Annotated in this window: 14 protein-coding genes; 8 read left to right on the forward strand and 6 right to left on the reverse strand. The window is 60.7% G+C overall.

From position 1 onward, the window contains the following. Window positions 1–234: 234 nt before the first annotated feature. Entirely contained in the window at window positions 235–1,311 is a 1,077-nt protein-coding gene (locus HU759_RS08780) for a DUF748 domain-containing protein (RefSeq protein WP_017137403.1), read from the reverse strand. 124 nt (window positions 1,312–1,435) lie between these two features. Between HU759_RS08780 and cysK the strand changes: the two genes are divergently transcribed. After that, window positions 1,436–2,410 carry a cysteine synthase A gene (gene cysK, locus HU759_RS08785; protein WP_099548669.1) on the forward strand — a complete coding sequence of 325 codons (975 nt, stop codon included), beginning with the start codon at window positions 1,436–1,438 and terminating at the stop codon, window positions 2,408–2,410. Window positions 2,411–2,645: 235 nt separating this feature from the next. Continuing rightward, a complete protein-coding gene (locus HU759_RS08790) occupies window positions 2,646–3,584 on the forward strand; it encodes an aspartyl/asparaginyl beta-hydroxylase domain-containing protein (RefSeq protein WP_017137405.1) in 939 nt (312 codons plus the stop codon). Window positions 3,585–3,648: 64 nt separating this feature from the next. Here the strand turns inward: HU759_RS08790 and acnA are convergent, their stop codons facing one another. Continuing rightward, window positions 3,649–6,390, reverse strand: coding sequence for an aconitate hydratase AcnA (acnA, locus tag HU759_RS08795; RefSeq protein WP_099548671.1), 2,742 nt, complete (start codon window positions 6,388–6,390; stop codon window positions 3,649–3,651). 196 nt (window positions 6,391–6,586) lie between these two features. Here acnA and rlmM point away from each other — a divergent pair, with 196 nt between their 5' ends. Both rlmM and tusA read left to right on the forward strand, forming a co-directional pair. Next, window positions 6,587–7,663, forward strand: coding sequence for a 23S rRNA (cytidine(2498)-2'-O)-methyltransferase RlmM (gene rlmM, locus HU759_RS08800; protein WP_017137407.1), 1,077 nt, complete (start codon window positions 6,587–6,589; stop codon window positions 7,661–7,663). A gap of 124 nt (window positions 7,664–7,787) precedes the next feature. Further along, a complete protein-coding gene (gene tusA, locus HU759_RS08805) occupies window positions 7,788–8,033 on the forward strand; it encodes a sulfurtransferase TusA (protein ID WP_017137408.1) in 246 nt (81 codons plus the stop codon). Here the strand turns inward: tusA and HU759_RS08810 are convergent. Further along, the gene (locus tag HU759_RS08810) at window positions 8,030–9,406 is read right to left on the reverse strand and encodes an MATE family efflux transporter (protein ID WP_186617504.1); all 1,377 of its coding nucleotides are present in this window, start codon (window positions 9,404–9,406) and stop codon (window positions 8,030–8,032) included. The two genes, tusA and HU759_RS08810, sit on opposite strands and share 4 nt — an antisense overlap. A gap of 208 nt (window positions 9,407–9,614) precedes the next feature. Between HU759_RS08810 and pdxB the strand changes: the two genes are divergently transcribed. After that, window positions 9,615–10,757, forward strand: a complete 1,143-nt coding sequence (gene pdxB / locus HU759_RS08815; protein ID WP_170038800.1) for a 4-phosphoerythronate dehydrogenase PdxB — start codon at window positions 9,615–9,617, stop codon at window positions 10,755–10,757. 193 nt (window positions 10,758–10,950) lie between these two features. Here the strand turns inward: pdxB and HU759_RS08820 are convergent, their stop codons facing one another. Next, window positions 10,951–11,124, reverse strand: coding sequence for a PA1571 family protein (locus HU759_RS08820; protein WP_017137411.1), 174 nt, complete (start codon window positions 11,122–11,124; stop codon window positions 10,951–10,953). 235 nt (window positions 11,125–11,359) lie between these two features. Between HU759_RS08820 and HU759_RS08825 the strand changes: the two genes are divergently transcribed. After that, window positions 11,360–13,147 (forward strand): ABC transporter transmembrane domain-containing protein, encoded by a 1,788-nt coding sequence (locus tag HU759_RS08825; RefSeq protein ID WP_170038811.1) that lies wholly within the window; start codon window positions 11,360–11,362, stop codon window positions 13,145–13,147. Window positions 13,148–13,445: 298 nt separating this feature from the next. Here the strand turns inward: HU759_RS08825 and HU759_RS08830 are convergent, their stop codons facing one another. Next, on the reverse strand, window positions 13,446–15,374 hold the full coding sequence (locus HU759_RS08830) for a transglycosylase SLT domain-containing protein (RefSeq protein ID WP_017137413.1): 1,929 nt from the start codon (window positions 15,372–15,374) through the stop codon (window positions 13,446–13,448). Between the two features lie 213 nt (window positions 15,375–15,587). On the opposite strand from HU759_RS08830, the gene HU759_RS08835 reads away from it, so the two are divergent. Then, window positions 15,588–17,510, forward strand: coding sequence for an ATP-binding cassette domain-containing protein (locus HU759_RS08835; protein WP_017137414.1), 1,923 nt, complete (start codon window positions 15,588–15,590; stop codon window positions 17,508–17,510). A gap of 181 nt (window positions 17,511–17,691) precedes the next feature. Here HU759_RS08835 and HU759_RS08840 read toward each other — a convergent pair whose 3' ends face one another. Beyond that, window positions 17,692–18,144 (reverse strand): universal stress protein, encoded by a 453-nt coding sequence (locus HU759_RS08840; protein WP_170038813.1) that lies wholly within the window; start codon window positions 18,142–18,144, stop codon window positions 17,692–17,694. Between the two features lie 105 nt (window positions 18,145–18,249). On the opposite strand from HU759_RS08840, the gene HU759_RS08845 reads away from it, so the two are divergent. Continuing rightward, window positions 18,250–18,687: a hypothetical protein gene (locus HU759_RS08845; protein WP_017137416.1), complete on the forward strand. Its 438-nt coding sequence runs from the start codon at window positions 18,250–18,252 to the stop codon at window positions 18,685–18,687. Window positions 18,688–19,177 lie beyond the last annotated feature (490 nt).

Consider the following 19,177-nt stretch of genomic DNA (forward strand, 5'->3'; position numbering starts at 1 on the left):
TCATTCCTCGAATTCATCAATGCCCGGACTATACCGCGCAGCCCCGGCGACTGTGAACGCAGACGGGTTATTCAGTCTCTGAATGGCCGGTCACATCGCAGGCCAACGGGCGGGGTCATGCTTATGCTTGTGTGGGAGCTGGCTTGCCTGCGATGCGAGCACCTCGGTGATTCAGGCAGACTGAGTTGATGCTATCGCAGGCAAGCCAGCTCCCACACAAGCCAGCTCCCAGGGTTAGTTGGCGGAAGGCTTGGGTTGTTCGTAGCGCGCATTGAACGCCTGGATGAAGCCATTACGCAAAATCGCCAAAAATGCGGAGAACGCGCTGATATCTTGCTGATGCACGCTGCCACTGAGTTCCACGCGGGTGGCAAACTGGTTTTTGTTCTGGTTCTTGAGCACGGTTTCGCTGGTGCCTACCACGGCTTCCCAGATCGAGCGGAAGATGTTTTTGTCCTTGTTCTCCACGTCCTGTTTCCAGTCGAACACTTCTACATCGCGCAGCAGCGGCTTGATATAGCCAGTGAGCTGGCCTTTTTCCGCTTGGGCTTCAATCACCACGTCGCCGGTGCCAGCCTTGAAGTCGAATTTGCCATAGGCCGAGGCGAAGTCGTTCATGCGTTTAAGTTGCAAGTCGCGGGCGCGGAAGCGGAATTCGAAGTCTTCAAAATTATTTAAAGGATCAAAGGTTGCGTTGGCCTCCATAGGGGCCTGGCCCTGCAGCAGGGCCTTGCCTTCGAATCGCGCGTCGCGTTTGCCTTTGAGGTCTACCACGTTGGTCAGGTTGTACAGACTGGCATTGACCTCGGTGGCCTTGATGTTCACCTGGGGCTTGGAGCTGAAGTTATGAAAGGCGATTTTGCCATCTTCAATGCGCACTTCATTCAGCGTGATCGGCAGCAGTTTTTTCAACTGTTGCTGCCAGTCGGTGCCCTTACCGGTTTGGGACGCCTGTTTGTTGGCACCGCCGTCGACGAAGTTGATTTCAGGCTTTACGAAATGGCCCTCGGCGACGACGGCATGGTCGTACCACAGCGAGTGCCAGCTGACCGCAAATTCAATCAGCGGCGCGTTGACGAACGGCACAGGTACTTTACCGTCGACCTTGACGATTTTCAGGCCATTAATGCGGTAGGCGCCACGCCACAAGGCCAGGTCCACGTCAGTGACCTGGCCACGGTAGTCGCCCATGTCGGCCAGCTTGTCGTTCAGGTAATTGCGCACCAGATAGGGCAGGGCCAGGTCCAGGGCGATCAGTACTACCACCAGTACGGCGACGATCCATAGCAGCCCACTGTAGCGACGTTTCATGTCAATGCTCTCCAACGGTATAGGCGATGGACCGCACGCGCGGGCGCAACGTTCCTCTGACTGGACGCCCAAAGGCCTGAGGCATACCCTTGGGGCCTTCTTGAAATTGCCTTAAGGACCCGTCATGAGCCGTATCTTTGCCGACAACGCGCACTCCATCGGTAACACGCCCCTGGTGCAGATCAACCGCATTGCGCCGCGTGGCGTGACCATCCTGGCCAAGATCGAGGGGCGTAACCCGGGTTACTCGGTGAAGTGCCGCATTGGCGCCAACATGATCTGGGACGCCGAAAGCACCGGCAAACTCAAGCCGGGCATGACCATTGTCGAACCGACCTCCGGCAACACCGGCATCGGCCTGGCATTTGTCGCCGCCGCCCGTGGCTACAAGCTGCTGCTGACCATGCCGGCCTCCATGAGCATCGAGCGACGCAAAGTGCTCAAGGCCCTGGGCGCCGAGTTGGTGCTGACTGAGCCGGCCAAGGGCATGAAAGGCGCTATCGACAAGGCTGGCGAGATTGTCGCCAGCGACCCGGCCACCTACTTTATGCCGGCCCAGTTCGAAAACCCTGCCAACCCGGCTATTCACGAGAAAACCACCGGCCCGGAAATCTGGAACGACACCGATGGCGCCGTGGACGTGCTGGTGGCGGGCGTGGGCACTGGCGGCACCATTACTGGCGTTTCGCGCTATATCAAGAACATTGCGGGCAAGCCGATTCTGTCGGTGGCGGTTGAGCCGAGGGTATCGCCGGTGATCACCCAGGCGCTGGCCGGTGAGGAGATCAAGCCGAGCCCGCATAAAATCCAGGGCATCGGCGCCGGGTTTGTGCCGAAGAACCTCGACCTGTCGATGGTTGACCGCGTGGAGCTGGTGACCGACGACGAATCCAAGGCCATGGCCCTGCGCCTGATGCAGGAAGAGGGGATTTTGTGCGGTATCTCCTGCGGCGCCGCCATGGCTGTGGCCGTGCGTCTGGCCGAGAAGCCGGAAATGCAGGGCAAGACCATCGTGGTGATCCTGCCGGACTCCGGCGAGCGTTACCTGTCGAGCATGTTGTTCAGCGATCTGTTTACCGATCAAGAAACCCAGGCGTGATGATCTCCTGTGGCGAGGGAGCTTGCTCCCGCTGGGCTGCGCAGCAGCCCTAAAAAACGGGAGCGCTACGCACTCCAGCGGGAGCAAGCTCCCTCGCCACAGGTTTGATGTATATCAGCCGGTCGGCCTGGGCCTTCTGCATAATGGCCCAAGTGTTTATCATGGCCGGCTGCTACGTCTGGTTTCCCGTTGACGGGAGGTTGCTGGCCAGGCGCTTATTTTCAGGAGTTGCTGCATGACCTTTTCTTTGGCCGCCAAACTGTCGGTGCTGGCGTTGTTTATCGGCAGCATTCTGTATGTGCACTTGCGCGGCAAGGCGCGTTTGCCGGTGTTGCGCCAGTTCGTCAACCATTCGGCGCTGTTCGCCCCGTATAACGCCTTGATGTACCTGTTCTCGGCCGTGCCGTCCAAGCCATACCTGGATCGCAGCAAGTTCCCGGAACTGGATGTGCTCAAGGATAACTGGGAAGTGATCCGCGAAGAGGCCATGCACCTGTTCGACGAGGGTTATATCCGCGCCGCCGAAAAGAACAACGACGCCGGTTTCGGCTCGTTCTTCAAGAAGGGCTGGAAGCGTTTCTACCTCAAGTGGTACGACAAACCCCTGCCATCGGCCGAGGCGCTGTGCCCGAAAACCGTGGCTTTGGTGAGCAGCATCCCGAACGTCAAGGGCGCGATGTTCGCGCTGCTGCCGGGTGGCAGCCACCTCAACCCGCACCGTGACCCGTTTGCAGGTTCCTTGCGTTATCACTTGGGCCTGTCCACGCCGAACTCCGACGACTGCCGCATCTTCGTCGACGGCCAGGTCTACGCGTGGCGCGACGGTGAAGACGTGATGTTCGATGAAACCTACGTGCATTGGGTGAAGAACGAAACTGAAAAGACCCGTGTGATTCTGTTCTGCGATATCGAACGCCCGCTGAGCAACCGCCTCATGACCGGCATCAACCGCTGGGTCAGCAAGCAGCTGGGTCGCGCGACTGCGCCGCAGAACCTGGATGACGAGCGTGTGGGCGGGATCAACCAGGCGTATGCCTGGAGCAAGACGTTCAGTGACAAGTTCAGTGGTGTGGTCAAGCAGTGGAAACGCAAGCATCCCAAGGCCTACCGCATTGCGCGGCCGGTGCTGGCTGTGGTTGTGCTGGTGCTGCTGTGGAAGTGGCTGTTCGGCTGATCTGAACACGGTCAAAACTGTGGGAGCAGGCAAGCCAGCTCCCACATTTGATCTCCCGTGTTGCTTAGGACGCGATCAACTGGCGCAGCACATAGTGCAAGATGCCACCGGCCTTGAAGTATTCCACCTCATTAAGCGTATCAATCCGGCACAGCACCTCAACCTTCTCGCTGCTGCCGTCTTCGCGGGTAATCACCAGTGTCAGGTTCATCCGTGGTTCGATCTCGGCATCGGTAAGCCCAAGAATGTCGATCTTCTCCTTGCCGGTCAGCTTGAGCGCCTTGCGGTTCTGATCCAGCTTGAACTGCAGCGGCAACACACCCATACCCACCAGGTTGGAGCGGTGAATCCGCTCGAAACTCTCGGCAATCACCGCCTTGACCCCCAGCAGGTTAGTGCCCTTGGCCGCCCAGTCGCGGCTTGAGCCGGTGCCATATTCCTGGCCTGCAATCACCACCAGCGGCGTGCCCGAGGCCTGGTACTTCATGGCGGCGTCATAGATCGGCATTTTCTCGCCGGTGGGGATGTACAGCGTGTTGCCGCCTTCTTCGCCGCCGAGCATTTCGTTGCGGATACGGATGTTGGCAAAGGTGCCGCGCATCATCACTTCATGGTTGCCCCGGCGTGAGCCGTAGGAGTTGAAGTCGCGTGGCTCCACGCCTTGCTCGCGCAGGTAGCGCCCGGCGGGGCTGTCGGTCTTGATATTGCCGGCGGGGGAGATGTGGTCGGTGGTCACCGAATCGCCCAGCAGGGCCAGCACGTTGGCGCCCTTGACGTCTTCGATCACCGGCAGTGGCCCGGAAATATCGTCAAAGAACGGCGGATGCTGGATGTAGGTGGAGTCCTCCTGCCATACATAGGTCGCGGCCTGCGGCACTTCAATCGCCTGCCATTGCTCGTCACCGGCAAACACTTCGGCATATTCCTTGTGAAACATACCGGTGCTGACCTGCGCCACCGCGTCGGCAATCTCTTTGCTGCTCGGCCAGATGTCTTTGAGGTACACCGGCTTGCCGTCCTTGCCTTCGCCCAGCGGCTCGCTGCTGATGTCGATACGCACGGTGCCCGCCAAGGCATAGGCGACCACCAGCGGCGGCGAAGCCAGCCAGTTGGTTTTCACCAGTGGGTGCACGCGGCCTTCGAAGTTGCGGTTGCCCGACAGCACCGAAGCCACCGCCAGGTCGGCCTTCTGGATGGCTTTTTCGATCGGCTCAGGCAATGGCCCGGAGTTGCCGATGCAGGTGGTGCAACCGTAGCCGACCAGATCAAAGCCCAGCTTGTCGAGGTATTGGGTAAGGCCGGCCGCCTTGTAGTAATCGGTCACCACTTTGGAGCCGGGCGCCAGGGAGGTTTTCACCCACGGCTTGCTGGTCAGGCCTTTTTCCACGGCCTTTTTCGCCACCAGGCCTGCGGCCATCATCACGCTGGGGTTGGAAGTGTTAGTGCAGGAGGTAATCGCGGCGATCACCACCGCGCCGTTTTTGAGGCGATAGGTGTGGCCGTCGTACTCGTAATCGGTCTCGCCGACCAAATCCGCATTGCCCACGGCAACCCCGCCGCCGCCTTCACTTTCCAGGCGGCCTTCTTCTTTGCTGGCGGGTTTGAACTGCAGGTCGAGGAAGTCCGTGAACGCCTGGCCAACATTGGGCAGTGACACACGGTCCTGCGGGCGTTTCGGCCCGGCCAGGCTGGCTTCGACACTGCCCATGTCCAGCGCCAGGGTGTCGGTGAACACCGGTTCCTGGCCGGCGTTACGCCACAGGCCCTGGGCCTTGGTGTAGGCCTCCACCAACTTGACGGTTTCTGCCGGGCGGCCCGACAGGCGCAGGTAGTCCAGCGTCACCTCGTCCACCGGGAAAAAACCGCAGGTGGCGCCGTATTCCGGGGCCATGTTGGCGATGGTAGCGCGGTCGGCCAGGGGCAGGTCGGCCAAGCCGTCGCCATAGAATTCGACGAATTTACCGACCACGCCTTTCTTACGCAGCATCTGGGTGACGGTCAGCACCAGGTCGGTGGCAGTAATACCTTCTTTCAATTTGCCGGTCAGTTTGAAGCCGATCACTTCCGGAATCAGCATCGACACCGGCTGGCCGAGCATCGCCGCTTCCGCTTCGATACCGCCCACGCCCCAGCCCAGTACGCCGAGGCCGTTGATCATGGTGGTGTGGGAGTCGGTGCCCACCAACGTGTCGGGGAAGGCGTAAGTGCGGCCGTCTTCGTCCTTGGTCCACACCGTGCGCCCCAGGTACTCAAGGTTGACCTGGTGGCAGATGCCCGTGCCCGGTGGCACTACGCTGAAGTTGTCGAACGCACTTTGGCCCCAGCGCAGGAAGGCGTAGCGTTCGCCGTTGCGCTGCATCTCGATGTCGACGTTCTGTTCAAAGGCGCTGGTGCTGCCGAACTTGTCGACCATCACCGAGTGGTCAATCACCAGGTCCACGGGGGACAGCGGGTTGATGCGCTGCGGGTCGCCACCGGCCTTGGCCACGGCGGCGCGCATGGCGGCCAGGTCGACCACGGCGGGCACACCGGTGAAGTCTTGCATCAATACGCGAGCCGGGCGGTACTGGATCTCGCGGTCGGACTGGCGCTCTTTGAGCCAGGCGGCGATGGCCTTGAGGTCGGCGCCGGTGACGGTCTTGTTGTCTTCCCAGCGCAGCAGGTTTTCCAGCAGCACCTTGAGGGACATCGGCAGCTTGTCCAGGTCACCCAGGCTCTTGGCGGCTTCGGGCAAGCTGAAGTAGTGGTAAGTCTTGTCGTCGATTTGCAGGGTTTTGAGGGTTCTCAGGCTATCTAGCGATGACATTACATGACTCCTTATGGTCCGCACGGCTACGGACCTGACGGGACGAACAGAGCTTTCAACTTAGCCCTGTTTTCATTAGCAGGCTAATAACTGGACTCTATCGTTAAGTCCAAGGTTCCGAACTCGGCTATCATGCGCGCGTTTTCATGACAGGTATTGCGATAGCGCAAGGCCGGTTGAGTCACCAGGAGAGTTGATGAACACCCTTTTTATGCACTGCCGCCCGGGTTTTGAAGGCGAAGTCTGTTCCGAGATCGCGGAACACGCCGCGCGCCTGAACGTTTCCGGCTACGCCAAGGCCAAGACCGGCAGCGCCTGCGCCGAATTTGTCTGCACCGAAGAAGACGGCGCCCAGCGCCTCATGCACGGCCAGCGCTTTGCCGAGCTGATCTTCCCAAGGCAGTGGGCGCGCGGGGTATTCATCGACCTGCCGGAAACCGACCGCATCAGCGTGATCCTCGCCCACCTGCGCGAATTCCCGGTGTGCGGCAGCCTGTGGCTGGAGATGGTCGACACCAACGACGGCAAAGAGCTGTCGAACTTCTGCAAGAAATTTGAAGTGCACCTGCGCAAAGCCTTGCTCAACGCCGGCAAGCTGGTGGACGACCCGAGCAAGCCGCGCCTGCTGTTGACCTTCAAAAGCGGTCGCGAAGTGTTCATGGGCCTGGCCGAGTCGAACAACTCGGCGATGTGGCCGATGGGCATCCCACGCCTCAAGTTCCCGCGTGACGCGCCAAGCCGTTCGACCTTGAAGCTTGAAGAGGCCTGGCACCACTTCATCCCCCGCGACCAGTGGGACGAGCGCCTGCATGGCGACATGACCGGCGTCGACCTCGGCGCCGCGCCGGGCGGCTGGACCTGGCAACTGGTCAACCGTGGCATGCTGGTGACCGCCATCGACAACGGCCCCATGGCCGAAAGCCTGATGGACACCGGCCTGGTGCAGCATTTGATGGCCGACGGTTTTACCTTCGTGCCCAAGCAGCCGGTGGACTGGATGGTCTGCGATATCGTCGAGAAACCGGCACGTAACGCCGCGCTGCTGGAAACCTGGATTGGCGAAGGGCATTGCCGCGAAGCGGTGGTGAACCTCAAACTGCCGATGAAGCAGCGTTATGCTGAGGTAAAGCGTTTGCTTGAGCGCATCGAAGACGGCTTCAAGGCTCGTGGTATTCGGGTGGAAATCGGCTGCAAGCAGCTGTATCACGACCGAGAGGAAGTGACTTGCCACCTGCGTCGGCTGGTTGATGCAAAAAAACCTAAAGGTCGCTGAAACCCAATGTGGGAGCTGGCTTGTCTGCGATAGCGGTATAACGGTTGAAATCTATGTTGAATGTGCCCCGGTCATCGCGGGCAGCCCGCTCCCACACTGGAGCGGGCCAGTTTCAGGAGTGATTATGAGTATTGAATTGCCTGTCGACGGCACCCTCGACGCCACCGGCCTCAACTGCCCGGAGCCAGTGATGATGTTGCACCAGCACATCCGCGACCTGCCGCCGGGCGGCTTGCTCAAGGTGATCGCCACCGACCCGTCGACCCGCCGCGATATTCCCAAGTTCTGTGTGTTCCTGGACCACGAACTGGTGGATCAGCAGGAACACGCCGGCAAATACCTGTACTGGATTCGCAAGAAGTCCGCTTAAACCAGGCGAATCCGCCGGCGCGCGCTGCGTGCCAGGCGGATCACCAGCATCGCCGCGGCGCAGCTCAAGCCCACGATCAGCCCTTGCCACAGCCCACTCGGCCCACTCGCTGCGCCCAACCAATCGGTCAGCCCCAGGGCATAACCCACCGGCAACCCCACGCCCCAGTAAGCAAACAAGGTCAGCACCATGGTCACCCGTGTGTCCTGGTAGCCACGCAGCGCGCCGGCCGCGGTGACCTGGATCGCGTCGGAGAACTGGAACAGCGCCGCAAACACGATCAGCATCGATGCCACGTGGATCACCCGCGGGTCAGGCGTGTAAATCGTGGCAATCTGTTCGCGAAACAGCAGCATCAGGCTGCAGGACAGGCACGCGTAGGTCAGTGCCGTGCCCATGCCGACCCCGGCGGCAAAGCGTGCTTCACGCGGCTCGCCACGGCCCAATGCCTGGCCGACCCGCACCGTGACCGCCATGCTCAGCGAATAGGGGATCATAAACACCAGCGAGCTGAAGTTCAGCGCGATCTGGTGCCCGGCGACCACGTTGGCGCCCAGGCTGCCGATCAGCAGGGCGATCACCGCAAAGATGCTCGATTCGGCAAACACCGCGATCCCGATCGGCAGGCCGATGCCCAGCACGCGCTTGATCACGGCCCATTGCGGCCAGTCGAAACGCTTGAACAACTCGCTGCTCTGGTACGCCGGTGCCCAGCGGGTCCAGGCGGCGAGGCCGAGCATCATCACCCACATCACAATGGCTGTAGCCCAGCCACAGCCCACGCCGCCCATGGCCGGCACACCGAAGTGGCCATAAATGAACACGTAGTTCAGTGGAATATTCAACGCCAGCCCGCACAGGCCCATGACCATGCTGGGGCGCGTACGGCCCAGGCCATCACTGAAGCAACGCAACACGTAATACAGGGCGATGGCGGGCATGCCGGACGCGATGCCGTGCAGGTAGGCCATGCAGGGTTTGATCAGCTCGGGGTCGACATTCATCGCGTGCAGGATCGGCTCGGCGCTGATCAGCATCAGCAGGGCAGTGATGCCCACCACCACTGCCAGCCACAGGGATTGGCGCACCAGCGGGCCAATCTCGGTGTGGTGACCGGCGCCGAAGCGCTGGGCGACTTTGGGCGTGGTGGCCAGCAGCGTGCCGGTCATCAGCAGGTATACCGGAATCCAGATCGAGTTGCCCAAGGCCACCGCCGCCAGGTCTCGCGGGCTCACGCGCCCGGCCATCACCGCATCGACAAAGCCCATGGCCGTGGTGGCGAGTTGGCCGATCATGATCGGCAGGGCCAGGGTCAGCAGGCTGCGCACCTCGCGACTGACGCGGGCGGGGCGGGAGAGGGTGGCGGTGTTCAAGTGCGGTTGTCCAGTAAAAGAGTTGCAAAGGACGGCGAAGTCTACGCGTTGACGCTGTGGTCAGGAAAAAACCTGTGTTGCTGATTTGTAATGCGCTTTCCCGGTAGAGGATAAACCCCTGTGGGAACTGGCCCATGTGGGAGCTGGCCAGCTCCCACACTCGAACTACGCATCCCTGTACACTGCTGGTCCGCGAAAGGAGCCTGCCATGCTGATTATTGCCGACGAAAATATCCCGCTGCTCGATGCCTTTTTTGAAGGGTTTGGCGAGATTCGCCGCGTACCCGGGCGTTCCATCGACCGCGCCACGGTCGAGCAGGCCGATGTGCTGCTGGTGCGCTCGGTAACAAACGTCAATCGTGCCTTGTTGGACGGCACTCAAGTGCGCTTTGTGGGCACCTGCACCATTGGCACCGATCACCTGGACCTGGATTACTTCAAACAGGCCGGTATCACCTGGTCCAGCGCCCCAGGCTGCAATGCCCGCGGTGTGGTGGACTACGTGCTGGGCAGTTTGCAGACCCTGGCCGAAATCGAAGGCGCCGACCTGAACCAGCGCACTTATGGCATCGTCGGTGCCGGTGAAGTGGGCGGGCGCCTGGTCAAGGTGCTTAAAGGTCTGGGTTGGAACGTGCTGGTGTGCGACCCGCCGCGCCAGATTGCCGAAGACGGTGATTACGTCAGCCTGCAGCAGATTATCGAGCAGTGCGATGTGATCAGCCTGCACACGCCGCTGACCAAGTCTGGTAACGGCTCCACCTGGCACCTGTTTGATCGTGAACGCCTTGGTCGCCTCAAGCCCGGCACCTGGCTGATCAACGCCAGTCGCGGCCCTGTCGTCGATAACGCGGCCTTACGCGAAGTACTGCTGGAGCGCGAAGACCTGCAAGCCGTGCTGGACGTGTGGGAAGGCGAGCCCGAAGTGGACGTCGACCTGGCCGACCTGTGCGTGCTGGCCACACCGCATATCGCCGGCTACAGCCTCGACGGCAAACAGCGTGGCACCGCGCAGATCTACCAGGCTTTGTGCGCCCATATGGGCCAGGAACCCAGTATCCAGTTGAGTGATTTGTTGCCGCAGCCATGGCTGGCCGAGGTGCACTTGAATGCATCGACAGACCCGGCCTGGGCGCTGGCGACCTTGTGCCGCAGTGTGTACGACCCGCGCCGCGATGATGCGGATTTGCGCCGCAGCCTTGTGGGAACCGTGGAAGAGCAACGCAAGGCGTTCGACCTGCTGCGCAAGCATTACCCGGAGCGTCGCGAGATAGATGGCTTGAAGGTGCGGATCAATGGCGAGTCGGCAGTGTTGTCGAACATCGTCACTGCATTGGGCGCCATGCCTTTATAGGACTGTTACGCCTGTGGCGAGGGAGCTTGCTCCCGTTCGACTGCGCAGCAGTCGCAGGCTTTCAGGGGCGCTGCGCACTGGAGCGCCAGCCCGGCCCAGCGGGAGCAAGCTCCCTCGCCACAAAAGGCGGACCACAAAAAACAGGCATAAAAAACCCGGCCATCAAGGCCGGGTCTGAAAGAGCGTGGGCGCGTCAGCCTTGCTTGGCAGGTTTGACCAGTCGCTGTTCCAGGTCGCTGCACGCTTGCTGGATCATTTCTTCGGTAATCTGCACTTCGCGGCCCTTGGCGTCGATATACGAGCAAGGCAGGTGCTGCGGCTGGCGAATCACTTCAATTTTGGCGTCACTGCTGTTTTGCAAGGTCATGGCCTGTCTCCTCATCAGGTTGTGTGCCTAATCTAATACCTGCGCGTGACCGCGCTATTACAACTGCTTACACGATCACCGCTTCGAACGCCCAGTCCAACAGAAACCGATACAAATTTCCACCCAGGCGTTAGACCGATAGCCTCTAGGCATCAACATCGGCGGGCATAATTAACCTGACGCATTGTTATTTAGCTAAGTTCCCCCAATGTTGGTGTACAGGTTCCTCATCGGTATGCCCGCCATGTTCTCAGTCCGTCAACGCCGTGCCATTCGCCTGGCCAGCCGCTTTATCGCGCCGTACCGCTGGCAGGCACTGGGTGCTTTGTTGGCACTCATCGTCACTGCGGGCATCACCTTGTCCATGGGGCAGGGCATTCGCCTGCTGGTGGACCAGGGGTTCATGACCCAGTCGCCGCACCTGCTCAACCAGTCCATTGGCCTGTTCATGGTGCTGGTGCTGGGCCTGGCCGTGGGTACGTTTGCGCGGTTTTACCTGGTGTCGTGGATCGGCGAACGGGTGGTGGCGGACATTCGTCGGCAAGTCTTCAATCATCTGATCTACCTGCACCCAGGCTTTTACGAGAACAACCGCAGTTCGGAAATCCAGTCGCGGCTGACCACCGACACCACGTTGCTGCAATCGGTGATCGGCTCGTCGCTGTCGCTGTTCCTGCGCAACGCCTTGATGGTGATCGGCGGCATCGTGCTGTTGTTTGTCACCAACCCCAAGCTCACCAGCATCGTGGTGGTGGCGCTGCCGCTGGTGCTGGCGCCGATCCTGATCTTCGGTCGCCGCGTGCGCAGCCTGTCGCGGCTGAGCCAGGACCGTATTGCCGATGTGGGCAGTTACGTGTCGGAGACGCTTGGCCAGATCAAGACCGTGCAGGCCTATAACCACCAGGTGCAGGACGAACAGCGCTTTGCCATCACCGTGGAAGAGGCGTTTGCCACGGCGCGTAAACGCATCGCGCAGCGCGCCTGGCTGATTACACTGGTGATCATGCTGGTGCTCGGCGCGGTGGGGGTGATGCTGTGGGTGGGCGGTATGGATGTGATCAGTGGGCGGATTTCCGGCGGTGAACTGGCGGCGTTCGTGTTTTACAGCCTGATCGTCGGCAGTGCGGTTGGTACTCTGAGCGAAGTGCTCGGTGAGCTGCAACGTGCCGCCGGTGCCGCTGAGCGGATTGGCGAACTGTTGCAGTCGAGCAATGACATCCAGGCACCCGCCGAAGGCAGCGTGCAGTTGCCGGAGCGGGTCAGCGGTCGTATGGAACTGCAAGACTTGCGTTTTTCCTACCCGTCGCGGCCGCACAGCTACGCCATTGACGGTTTGAGCCTGAGCATCAACCCCGGTGAAACCCTGGCGTTGGTCGGCCCATCCGGCGCGGGTAAATCGACGATCTTTGATTTGCTGCTGCGCTTTTACGATCCGCAGCAAGGCCGCATCCTGCTTGAGGGCCACCCGCTGACCGAACTCGAGCCAATGGACCTGCGCCGTCATTTCGCGCTGGTTTCCCAGAGCCCGGCGCTGTTCTTCGGCAGCGTTGAAGAAAACATCCGTTATGGCAACCCGTCCGCCACCCGCGAACAGGTCGAAGCCGCGGCACGCATCGCCCACGCCCATGACTTCATCCTGCAAATGCCCGATGGCTACCAGACCCATCTGGGCGACGGCGGTATGGGCCTGTCCGGCGGCCAACGCCAACGCCTGGCCATCGCCCGCGCGTTGCTGGTGGATGCGCCGATCCTGCTGCTGGACGAAGCCACCAGCGCCCTGGATGCGCAGAGTGAGCATTTGATACAGCAAGCCTTGCCGCAACTGATGCAGGGCCGCACCACGCTGGTGATTGCGCATCGGTTGGCCACAGTGAAGAACGCCGACCGGATTGCGGTGATGGACCAGGGCAAGCTGGTGGCAGTGGGTACGCATCAACAGTTGATTGCGAGTAATCCGTTGTATGCACGGTTAGCGGCGTTGCAGTTCAGTGATGGCGGTGAGGTTGTGAAAAACGAAGGCTAGCTTGATCTATGTGGCGAGCGGGCTAGTGTGGCAGGCAGGCTAGTCGGGTGAGCAGGCTAGTAGGCTGAGCAGGTTTGTTGTGGAGAGCGGGCTTGCCCCGCGTTGGGCTGCGTAGCAGCCCCAAAACTTGCCGACTCGGTCTATCAGTTACACCGTGGCGGGGCTGAATAGGGAGCGCTTCGCACTCCAGCGCAGGGCAAGCCTGCTCGCCACAACAAGGCTGCTCGCCACAACAAGCCTGGTGGCCAAATGAAACCTGTTGGCCACAGCAAGCCTGCTGATCGCACTTCAGTCAGTCTTACTGATCATCAAAATACCGCTCATGCCAATCCACCAGCGGCTGCGGTGAATTGAGTTTCTGCCCGTAGATCACCGAATAAGACAGCACGTTCTGCACATACTGGCGGGTTTCGTCGAACGGGATGCTTTCCACCCACACATCGAAACTCAGGTGGTCGGCACCGCGCAGCCACTGGCGCACACGGCCGGGGCCGGCGTTGTAGGCGGCGGAGGCGAGTACGCGGTTGCCGTTGAATTGGCTGTGTACCTGGCTCAGGTAGGCGGCGCCGAGCTGGATGTTTTTGTCCGGGTCCAGCACCTGGGCCGGGGAGGCCAGTGGGATGCTGAATTTACGTGCGGTTTCTTTGGCAGTGCCGGGCATCAGTTGCATCAGGCCACTGGCGCCGACGCCGGAGCGCGCGTCGTCCATGAAGGCACTTTCCTGGCGGGTGATGGCGAACACCCAGCTTGAATGCAGGCCACGCACCTTGGCTTCGCGTACCAGCGTGTCGCGGTGTGCCATCGGGAAACGAATATCCAGGTCATCCCAGTACTGCGCCTGGCTGATGGTGCGGATCGCCGGGAAGTACCACTTCATGTCGTAGGCCAGCTTGGCCTGGGCGACCATTTCATCGCGGTTGAAGTGACGGCTGACGTGGTACCACTCGCGGCGGCCATCGACAATCTGGCCGCGTGCATAGAACTCCATCGCGCGGCGCACACCGGGGGTGTTGCGCACTTTGTTGATCAGCGCCTGGCTCATCACCAACGGTTTGTTTTTCAACTGGTAGGGCGCTTTGGAGCGATCAGCCGCGAGGAACCCGTAGAAATCACGTTCCTGCGCAAGGTTTTTGTACAGCACCAGCGGCTGCGGGTTCTTCGGCTCGGCCAGTTCCAGGCTACGCGCCTGCCAGTAGCGCCAGCGGTTGGTGGTGGCCAGGTCTTGCGGGAGTTTGCGGGTCAACTGGTAGGCATCTTCCCAGCGAGCCAGGCGCAACAGCAGGCGCAGGCGCCATTCGGAGACGGTGTTGTCACGCAGCTCGGGGTCGTACTTGGTCATCACGTCCAGGGCGCGTGGGTCGTAGCGGCGCGCGAGGGTCAGGCCGATTTCGCGGGCGATCGACACTTTTTCGTCACGGGAGAAGTGCATGCTGCTGGCATAGCCGTCGAGCAGGGCCATGGCCTTGTCCGGGTCCTGGCGTGCCAGGCGGCGCAGGCCCAGGCCCACAGCGTCAGACATGGCCTCGTTGGCCGGCAGGAAGCGCGACGGGTCGCTGAGCATGTCGGGCTTTTGCGCCACGTCGATCATCAAGCGGCCTTGGGCGCCAAGGGTTGGCAGGGTTTTCACCAGGCTGTTGGCCAATGCGTAGTTGCGGGCTTCGGCGGCGAGCTTGGCGCGGTCCCAGATTTTCTGTTCGGTGAGTTGGCCATCGGCGGCCCACTGGCCAAAGGTGGCGTCACAGGCGGCCGGCTGGGATTTGCCGGTCATCCAGAGTTTTTCGGTGGTCTTGTAGCCTTCGGCTTTGAGGTTGTGCGTCAGCTGGTACTGGCCATGCAGGCAGTCCAGTTCGACGAAATTGAGCTTGGCGTCGTAGTACTTTTCGAAGGTTTGCCAGTCACCACGGTCGGCCAGCCAGCGCAACCAACGCAGTTTCATCCAGTTGGCCTGGGGCAGGTCGCCGTTTTTGGCGAGGAACTGTTCGATTTCCTCGTTGCTCGCGGTTTTGAGGCGCGCGGTCAGCTCGTCGTAGGCCAGGTACGGCGTGAGCGGGTAGTCGGCCAGGGCCTGGCTGTATTGCATATACGGGCCGCTGTCGCCTTTGGCGAGGGCGCGTTTGGCTTCATCGTAATACTGACGTTGGGTGGTGAGGTCCACGGCCTGGGCGGATTGAACGGCGGTGGCGGAAAGAAGCAGACAAGATAAAAAGTTGAAAAGGCGACTGCGCATGAGACGTCCGTGCAGAGAAATCACGACTAGCACCGGCACCGCCGACACTGATTGCCCCTAGCTTAGCCTTTTGCCAGCGGCTGGCGAAAGCTTTGCCGGCCGGCTGGCAGCAGTTCACCGTAAATGTCCTACAGAACGTGTCTGTGGCAAAAATGCCGGCCGCATCCCACCCTCAAGTCAGGTAGAATGCGCGCCCAGTTTTTGGAGAAGCGTATGACCCTGCTCAAATTCAGCGATGTGTCCCTTGCTTTCGGCGCTATGCCGTTGTTGGACAAGGTGTCCTGGCAGATCGCCCGTGGTGAGCGGGTGTGCATCATCGGCCGCAACGGCACCGGCAAGTCCAGCATGATGAAGCTGGTAAAAGGCGACCAGAAGCCCGATGACGGCTCTGTATGGCGCGCGCCGGGCCTCAAGATCGGCGAATTGCCGCAGGAATTGCCGGTGGCCGACGGACGGACAGTGTTCGACGTGGTTGCCGAAGGCCTCGACGGCGTTGGCGAGTTGCTCGCGCAGTACCATCACCTGGCGCAGAACTGCGTCACCGAAGCCGACCTGGACAAGCTCATGCACGTCCAGCAAGACCTCGAAGCCCGTGACGGCTGGCGTTTGCAGCAGCTGGTCGACAGCACCCTGAGCCGCCTGCAACTGCCCGCCGACAAGACCCTCGCCGAGTTGTCCGGTGGCTGGCGCCGTCGCGTGTTGCTGGCCCAGGCGCTGGTGTCCGAGCCCGACCTGCTGCTGCTCGACGAACCAACCAACCACCTGGACATCGGCGCTATCGCCTGGCTCGAAGAAGCCCTCAAGGATTTCCAGGGCGCCGTGCTGTTCATCACGCACGACCGCTCCTTCCTGCAAAACCTGGCCACGCGCATCCTCGAACTGGACCGTGGCGGCCTGATCGACTGGAACGGCGACTACGCCAGCTTCCTGGTACACAAAGAAGCCTCGCTGGCCGCTGAAGAAACCGCCAACGCGCTGTTCGACAAGAAGCTGGCCCAGGAAGAAGTCTGGATCCGCCAGGGCATCAAGGCCCGTCGCACCCGTAACGAAGGCCGTGTACGCGCCCTCAAAGCCCTGCGTGTTGAGCGCAGTGAGCGCCGCGAGCGCACCGGCAAGGCCAATATCCAGCTGGACACCGCCGACAAGTCGGGCAAGCAGGTGATGGTGCTGGAGAATGTCAGCTTCCACCACCCGGATGGCCCGTTCCTGATCAAGGACTTCTCGATGGTCCTGCAGCGCGGCGACCGTATCGGCCTGCTGGGCGCCAACGGCACCGGCAAGACCACCTTGCTCAAACTGATGCTCAATGGCCTGCAACCGACCAGCGGCACCGTGGAAGAAGGCACGCGCATCGACGTGGCCTACTTCGACCAGTTGCGCCATCAGTTGGACCTGGAAAAGACCGTGATCGACAACGTTGCCGAAGGCCGCGACTTTATCGACATCGACGGTCAGAGCCGCCACGTGCTGAGCTACCTGGGCGACTTCCTGTTCAGCCCGCAGCGTGCGCGTACGCCAGTCAAAGCCCTGTCCGGTGGTGAGCGTGCGCGCCTGCTGCTGGCCAAGCTGTTCAGCAAGCCGTCCAACCTGCTGGTACTCGACGAACCGACCAACGACCTCGACGTGGAAACCCTCGAGCTGCTGGAAGAGGTTTTGCTGACCTTCAACGGCACCGTGCTGATGGTCAGCCACGACCGGGCATTCCTCGACAACGTGGTGACCAGCACCCTGGTCTTCGAAGGTGAAGGCAAGGTGCGTGAATACGTCGGTGGTTACCAGGACTGGATCCGTCAGGGCGGCTCGCCGCGCCTGCTGGGCGTGACCGAGAGCAAGTCCGGCAAGGCCGACCTGACCTCGGCAGTCGTGGCGCCTGTGGCCGCTGCTGCTGCACCGGTTGCGGAAGCTGCACCGGCGGCCAAGAAGAAGCTCAGCTACAAGCTGCAACGCGAGCTGGAAGCCTTGCCGGGTGATATCGACGCCAAGGAACAGCAGATCGCTGCGGTAGAAGCAGACATGGCTGACGCGGGTTTCTACCTGCGCCCGGCGGCGGAAACCGCCAAGGTGATTGCTTCCCTGGAAACGTTGAACCAGGAGCTGGAAGTGCTGATGGAGCGTTGGGCTGAGCTGGATGCCTGATTGATTCGCACGCCATAAAAAAGCCCGGCGCTCATCGGTATGATCGCCGGGCTTTTTATATGAAATGCGATTCGAAATGTGGGAGCTGGCTTGCCTGCGATAGCCTCACCTCGGTCTGCCTGAAGCACCGAGGTGCCTGCATCGCAGGCAAGCCAGCTCCCACATTAGATCTTCATCGGCCTTACGAGCTTTTTACCAGCTTCACCGCCAGCACATCACACGGCGCGCCGTGCAGCACGTCATTGGCGGTAGAACCCAGCAACAACGCCAGGCCATGACGACCATGGCTGCCGACCACGATCAGGTCGCAGTTCTGCTCTTTGGCCAGGTGATGGATTTCCTGGCGCGGTTGGCCGTAGGTGAGGTGGCAGTCTTCCTTTTTCAAGTGCGGGTACTTGAGAATCAAACGGTCCAGGCGCTCTTTGGCCTGGTCAAACTGCTGTTGCTGCAACTGGGAAAGGTCCATGGGTACGTCGCCACCAAAGGCCATGGCCATGGGCTCGACGATATGCACGAGTGACAGCTTGGCGCCGTTGGCGATTGCTGAAGCCTGAGCGCGCTTGATAACCGGGTCGCACTCTTCGGTCAGATCGACCGCGACCAGGATATGTTTGTAGGAATATTCGTTGGGCATGGCGCGTTCCTCCAGGAGACTGCAATAAGTTCAGTATGGCTGGTTTCAAGCGGATGGGGTTGCGTCAGCTCAAATCCGCGCATCTAGAAATTCGGGAGTACACATATGACGGTCTGGATAGTGGTGTCAATCCTTCTGGTGGTTCTTAGCCCCCTGGCCTGGCTGCGCCCGTCGCGCCATCAGAGCGGGCGCATGGCCCTGCGCATGGAGGCGCGCCGCATCGGTTTGGCCATGCAATTGGCGCCACAGGAGTGGCCGCACTGGCTTGCGCAAGAGCCGCCGAGCCCCTGCGCGCAGTACTGCAGGCCACGGCGCGGCAGCACGCCGGCCCTGTGGAGTTATTGGCAAATGTCGCCAGGCGTATGGGTCAATCAATGGCGTGAAGTGTGTGAGGATGAAAAGTTGTTGCCGCATTTTGCGACGTTGCCGGCCAACGTCTACAAGGTCGAGGCCGACAAGCAAATGATCGCCCTGTATTGGGGCGAGAAGGGTGAGGCCAGTGTGCTGAAGGACATCGATACGCTGCTCAAGGCCCTGGCATGACGCCATTAGCGTTAAAAGACTGGCATTAAAAAGCCCGACATCATCATCGGGCTGGAGTTGGCCAGGCAGGCCGGTAATTCTGTGTTCCTCGCGCCGGGTGTTCATCACGGGGCGCTTTGCGGTTGTCGCAAGCCTAGCGGCATATCCGATTCTGTACAGCCTTTTCCCACATCTTTTTTATTATTGATTCTGTGAATATTTGAATATTGACAGGGCGCAGGCGTGGGCGTGGAGTTCTGAACTGACTGGAAAGTCGCGTTTTTCCTGGCCTTTCGAGCGATTGACAATTGCCCTGAATTGGATGAAGGTGACGTACCCAAATCAAACGGGCGTATGAATTGAGCGTTTGTCTGTCAGACGACTCATACAGAACCCCGACTAGCGCATTGGCGGGTGTGCCTGGCGGATTGGCATGAGCATTGAGGCAACTATCAATGTCCAACCAATAGGCCAGCGTCCAGTGTGTACTGTTCAGCTTCCATATCGTGGA

The organism is Pseudomonas sp. OE 28.3, assembly GCF_014268205.2.
Lineage (GTDB): Bacteria > Pseudomonadota > Gammaproteobacteria > Pseudomonadales > Pseudomonadaceae > Aquipseudomonas > Aquipseudomonas edaphica.

What these genes read in the sequence shown, in the direction of transcription:
- HU759_RS08780 (WP_017137403.1), bottom strand. Translation starts at nt 1,311, where the DNA reads ATGAAACGTCGCTACAGTGGGCTGCTATGGATCGTCGCCGTACTGGTG.
- cysK (WP_099548669.1), top strand. Translation starts at nt 1,436, where the DNA reads ATGAGCCGTATCTTTGCCGACAACGCGCACTCCATCGGTAACACGCCC.
- HU759_RS08790 (WP_017137405.1), top strand. Translation starts at nt 2,646, where the DNA reads ATGACCTTTTCTTTGGCCGCCAAACTGTCGGTGCTGGCGTTGTTTATC.
- acnA (WP_099548671.1), bottom strand. Translation starts at nt 6,390, where the DNA reads ATGTCATCGCTAGATAGCCTGAGAACCCTCAAAACCCTGCAAATCGAC.
- rlmM (WP_017137407.1), top strand. Translation starts at nt 6,587, where the DNA reads ATGAACACCCTTTTTATGCACTGCCGCCCGGGTTTTGAAGGCGAAGTC.
- tusA (WP_017137408.1), top strand. Translation starts at nt 7,788, where the DNA reads ATGAGTATTGAATTGCCTGTCGACGGCACCCTCGACGCCACCGGCCTC.
- pdxB (WP_170038800.1), top strand. Translation starts at nt 9,615, where the DNA reads ATGCTGATTATTGCCGACGAAAATATCCCGCTGCTCGATGCCTTTTTT.
- HU759_RS08820 (WP_017137411.1), bottom strand. Translation starts at nt 11,124, where the DNA reads ATGACCTTGCAAAACAGCAGTGACGCCAAAATTGAAGTGATTCGCCAG.
- HU759_RS08825 (WP_170038811.1), top strand. Translation starts at nt 11,360, where the DNA reads ATGCCCGCCATGTTCTCAGTCCGTCAACGCCGTGCCATTCGCCTGGCC.
- HU759_RS08830 (WP_017137413.1), bottom strand. Translation starts at nt 15,374, where the DNA reads ATGCGCAGTCGCCTTTTCAACTTTTTATCTTGTCTGCTTCTTTCCGCC.
- HU759_RS08835 (WP_017137414.1), top strand. Translation starts at nt 15,588, where the DNA reads ATGACCCTGCTCAAATTCAGCGATGTGTCCCTTGCTTTCGGCGCTATG.
- HU759_RS08840 (WP_170038813.1), bottom strand. Translation starts at nt 18,144, where the DNA reads ATGCCCAACGAATATTCCTACAAACATATCCTGGTCGCGGTCGATCTG.
- HU759_RS08845 (WP_017137416.1), top strand. Translation starts at nt 18,250, where the DNA reads ATGACGGTCTGGATAGTGGTGTCAATCCTTCTGGTGGTTCTTAGCCCC.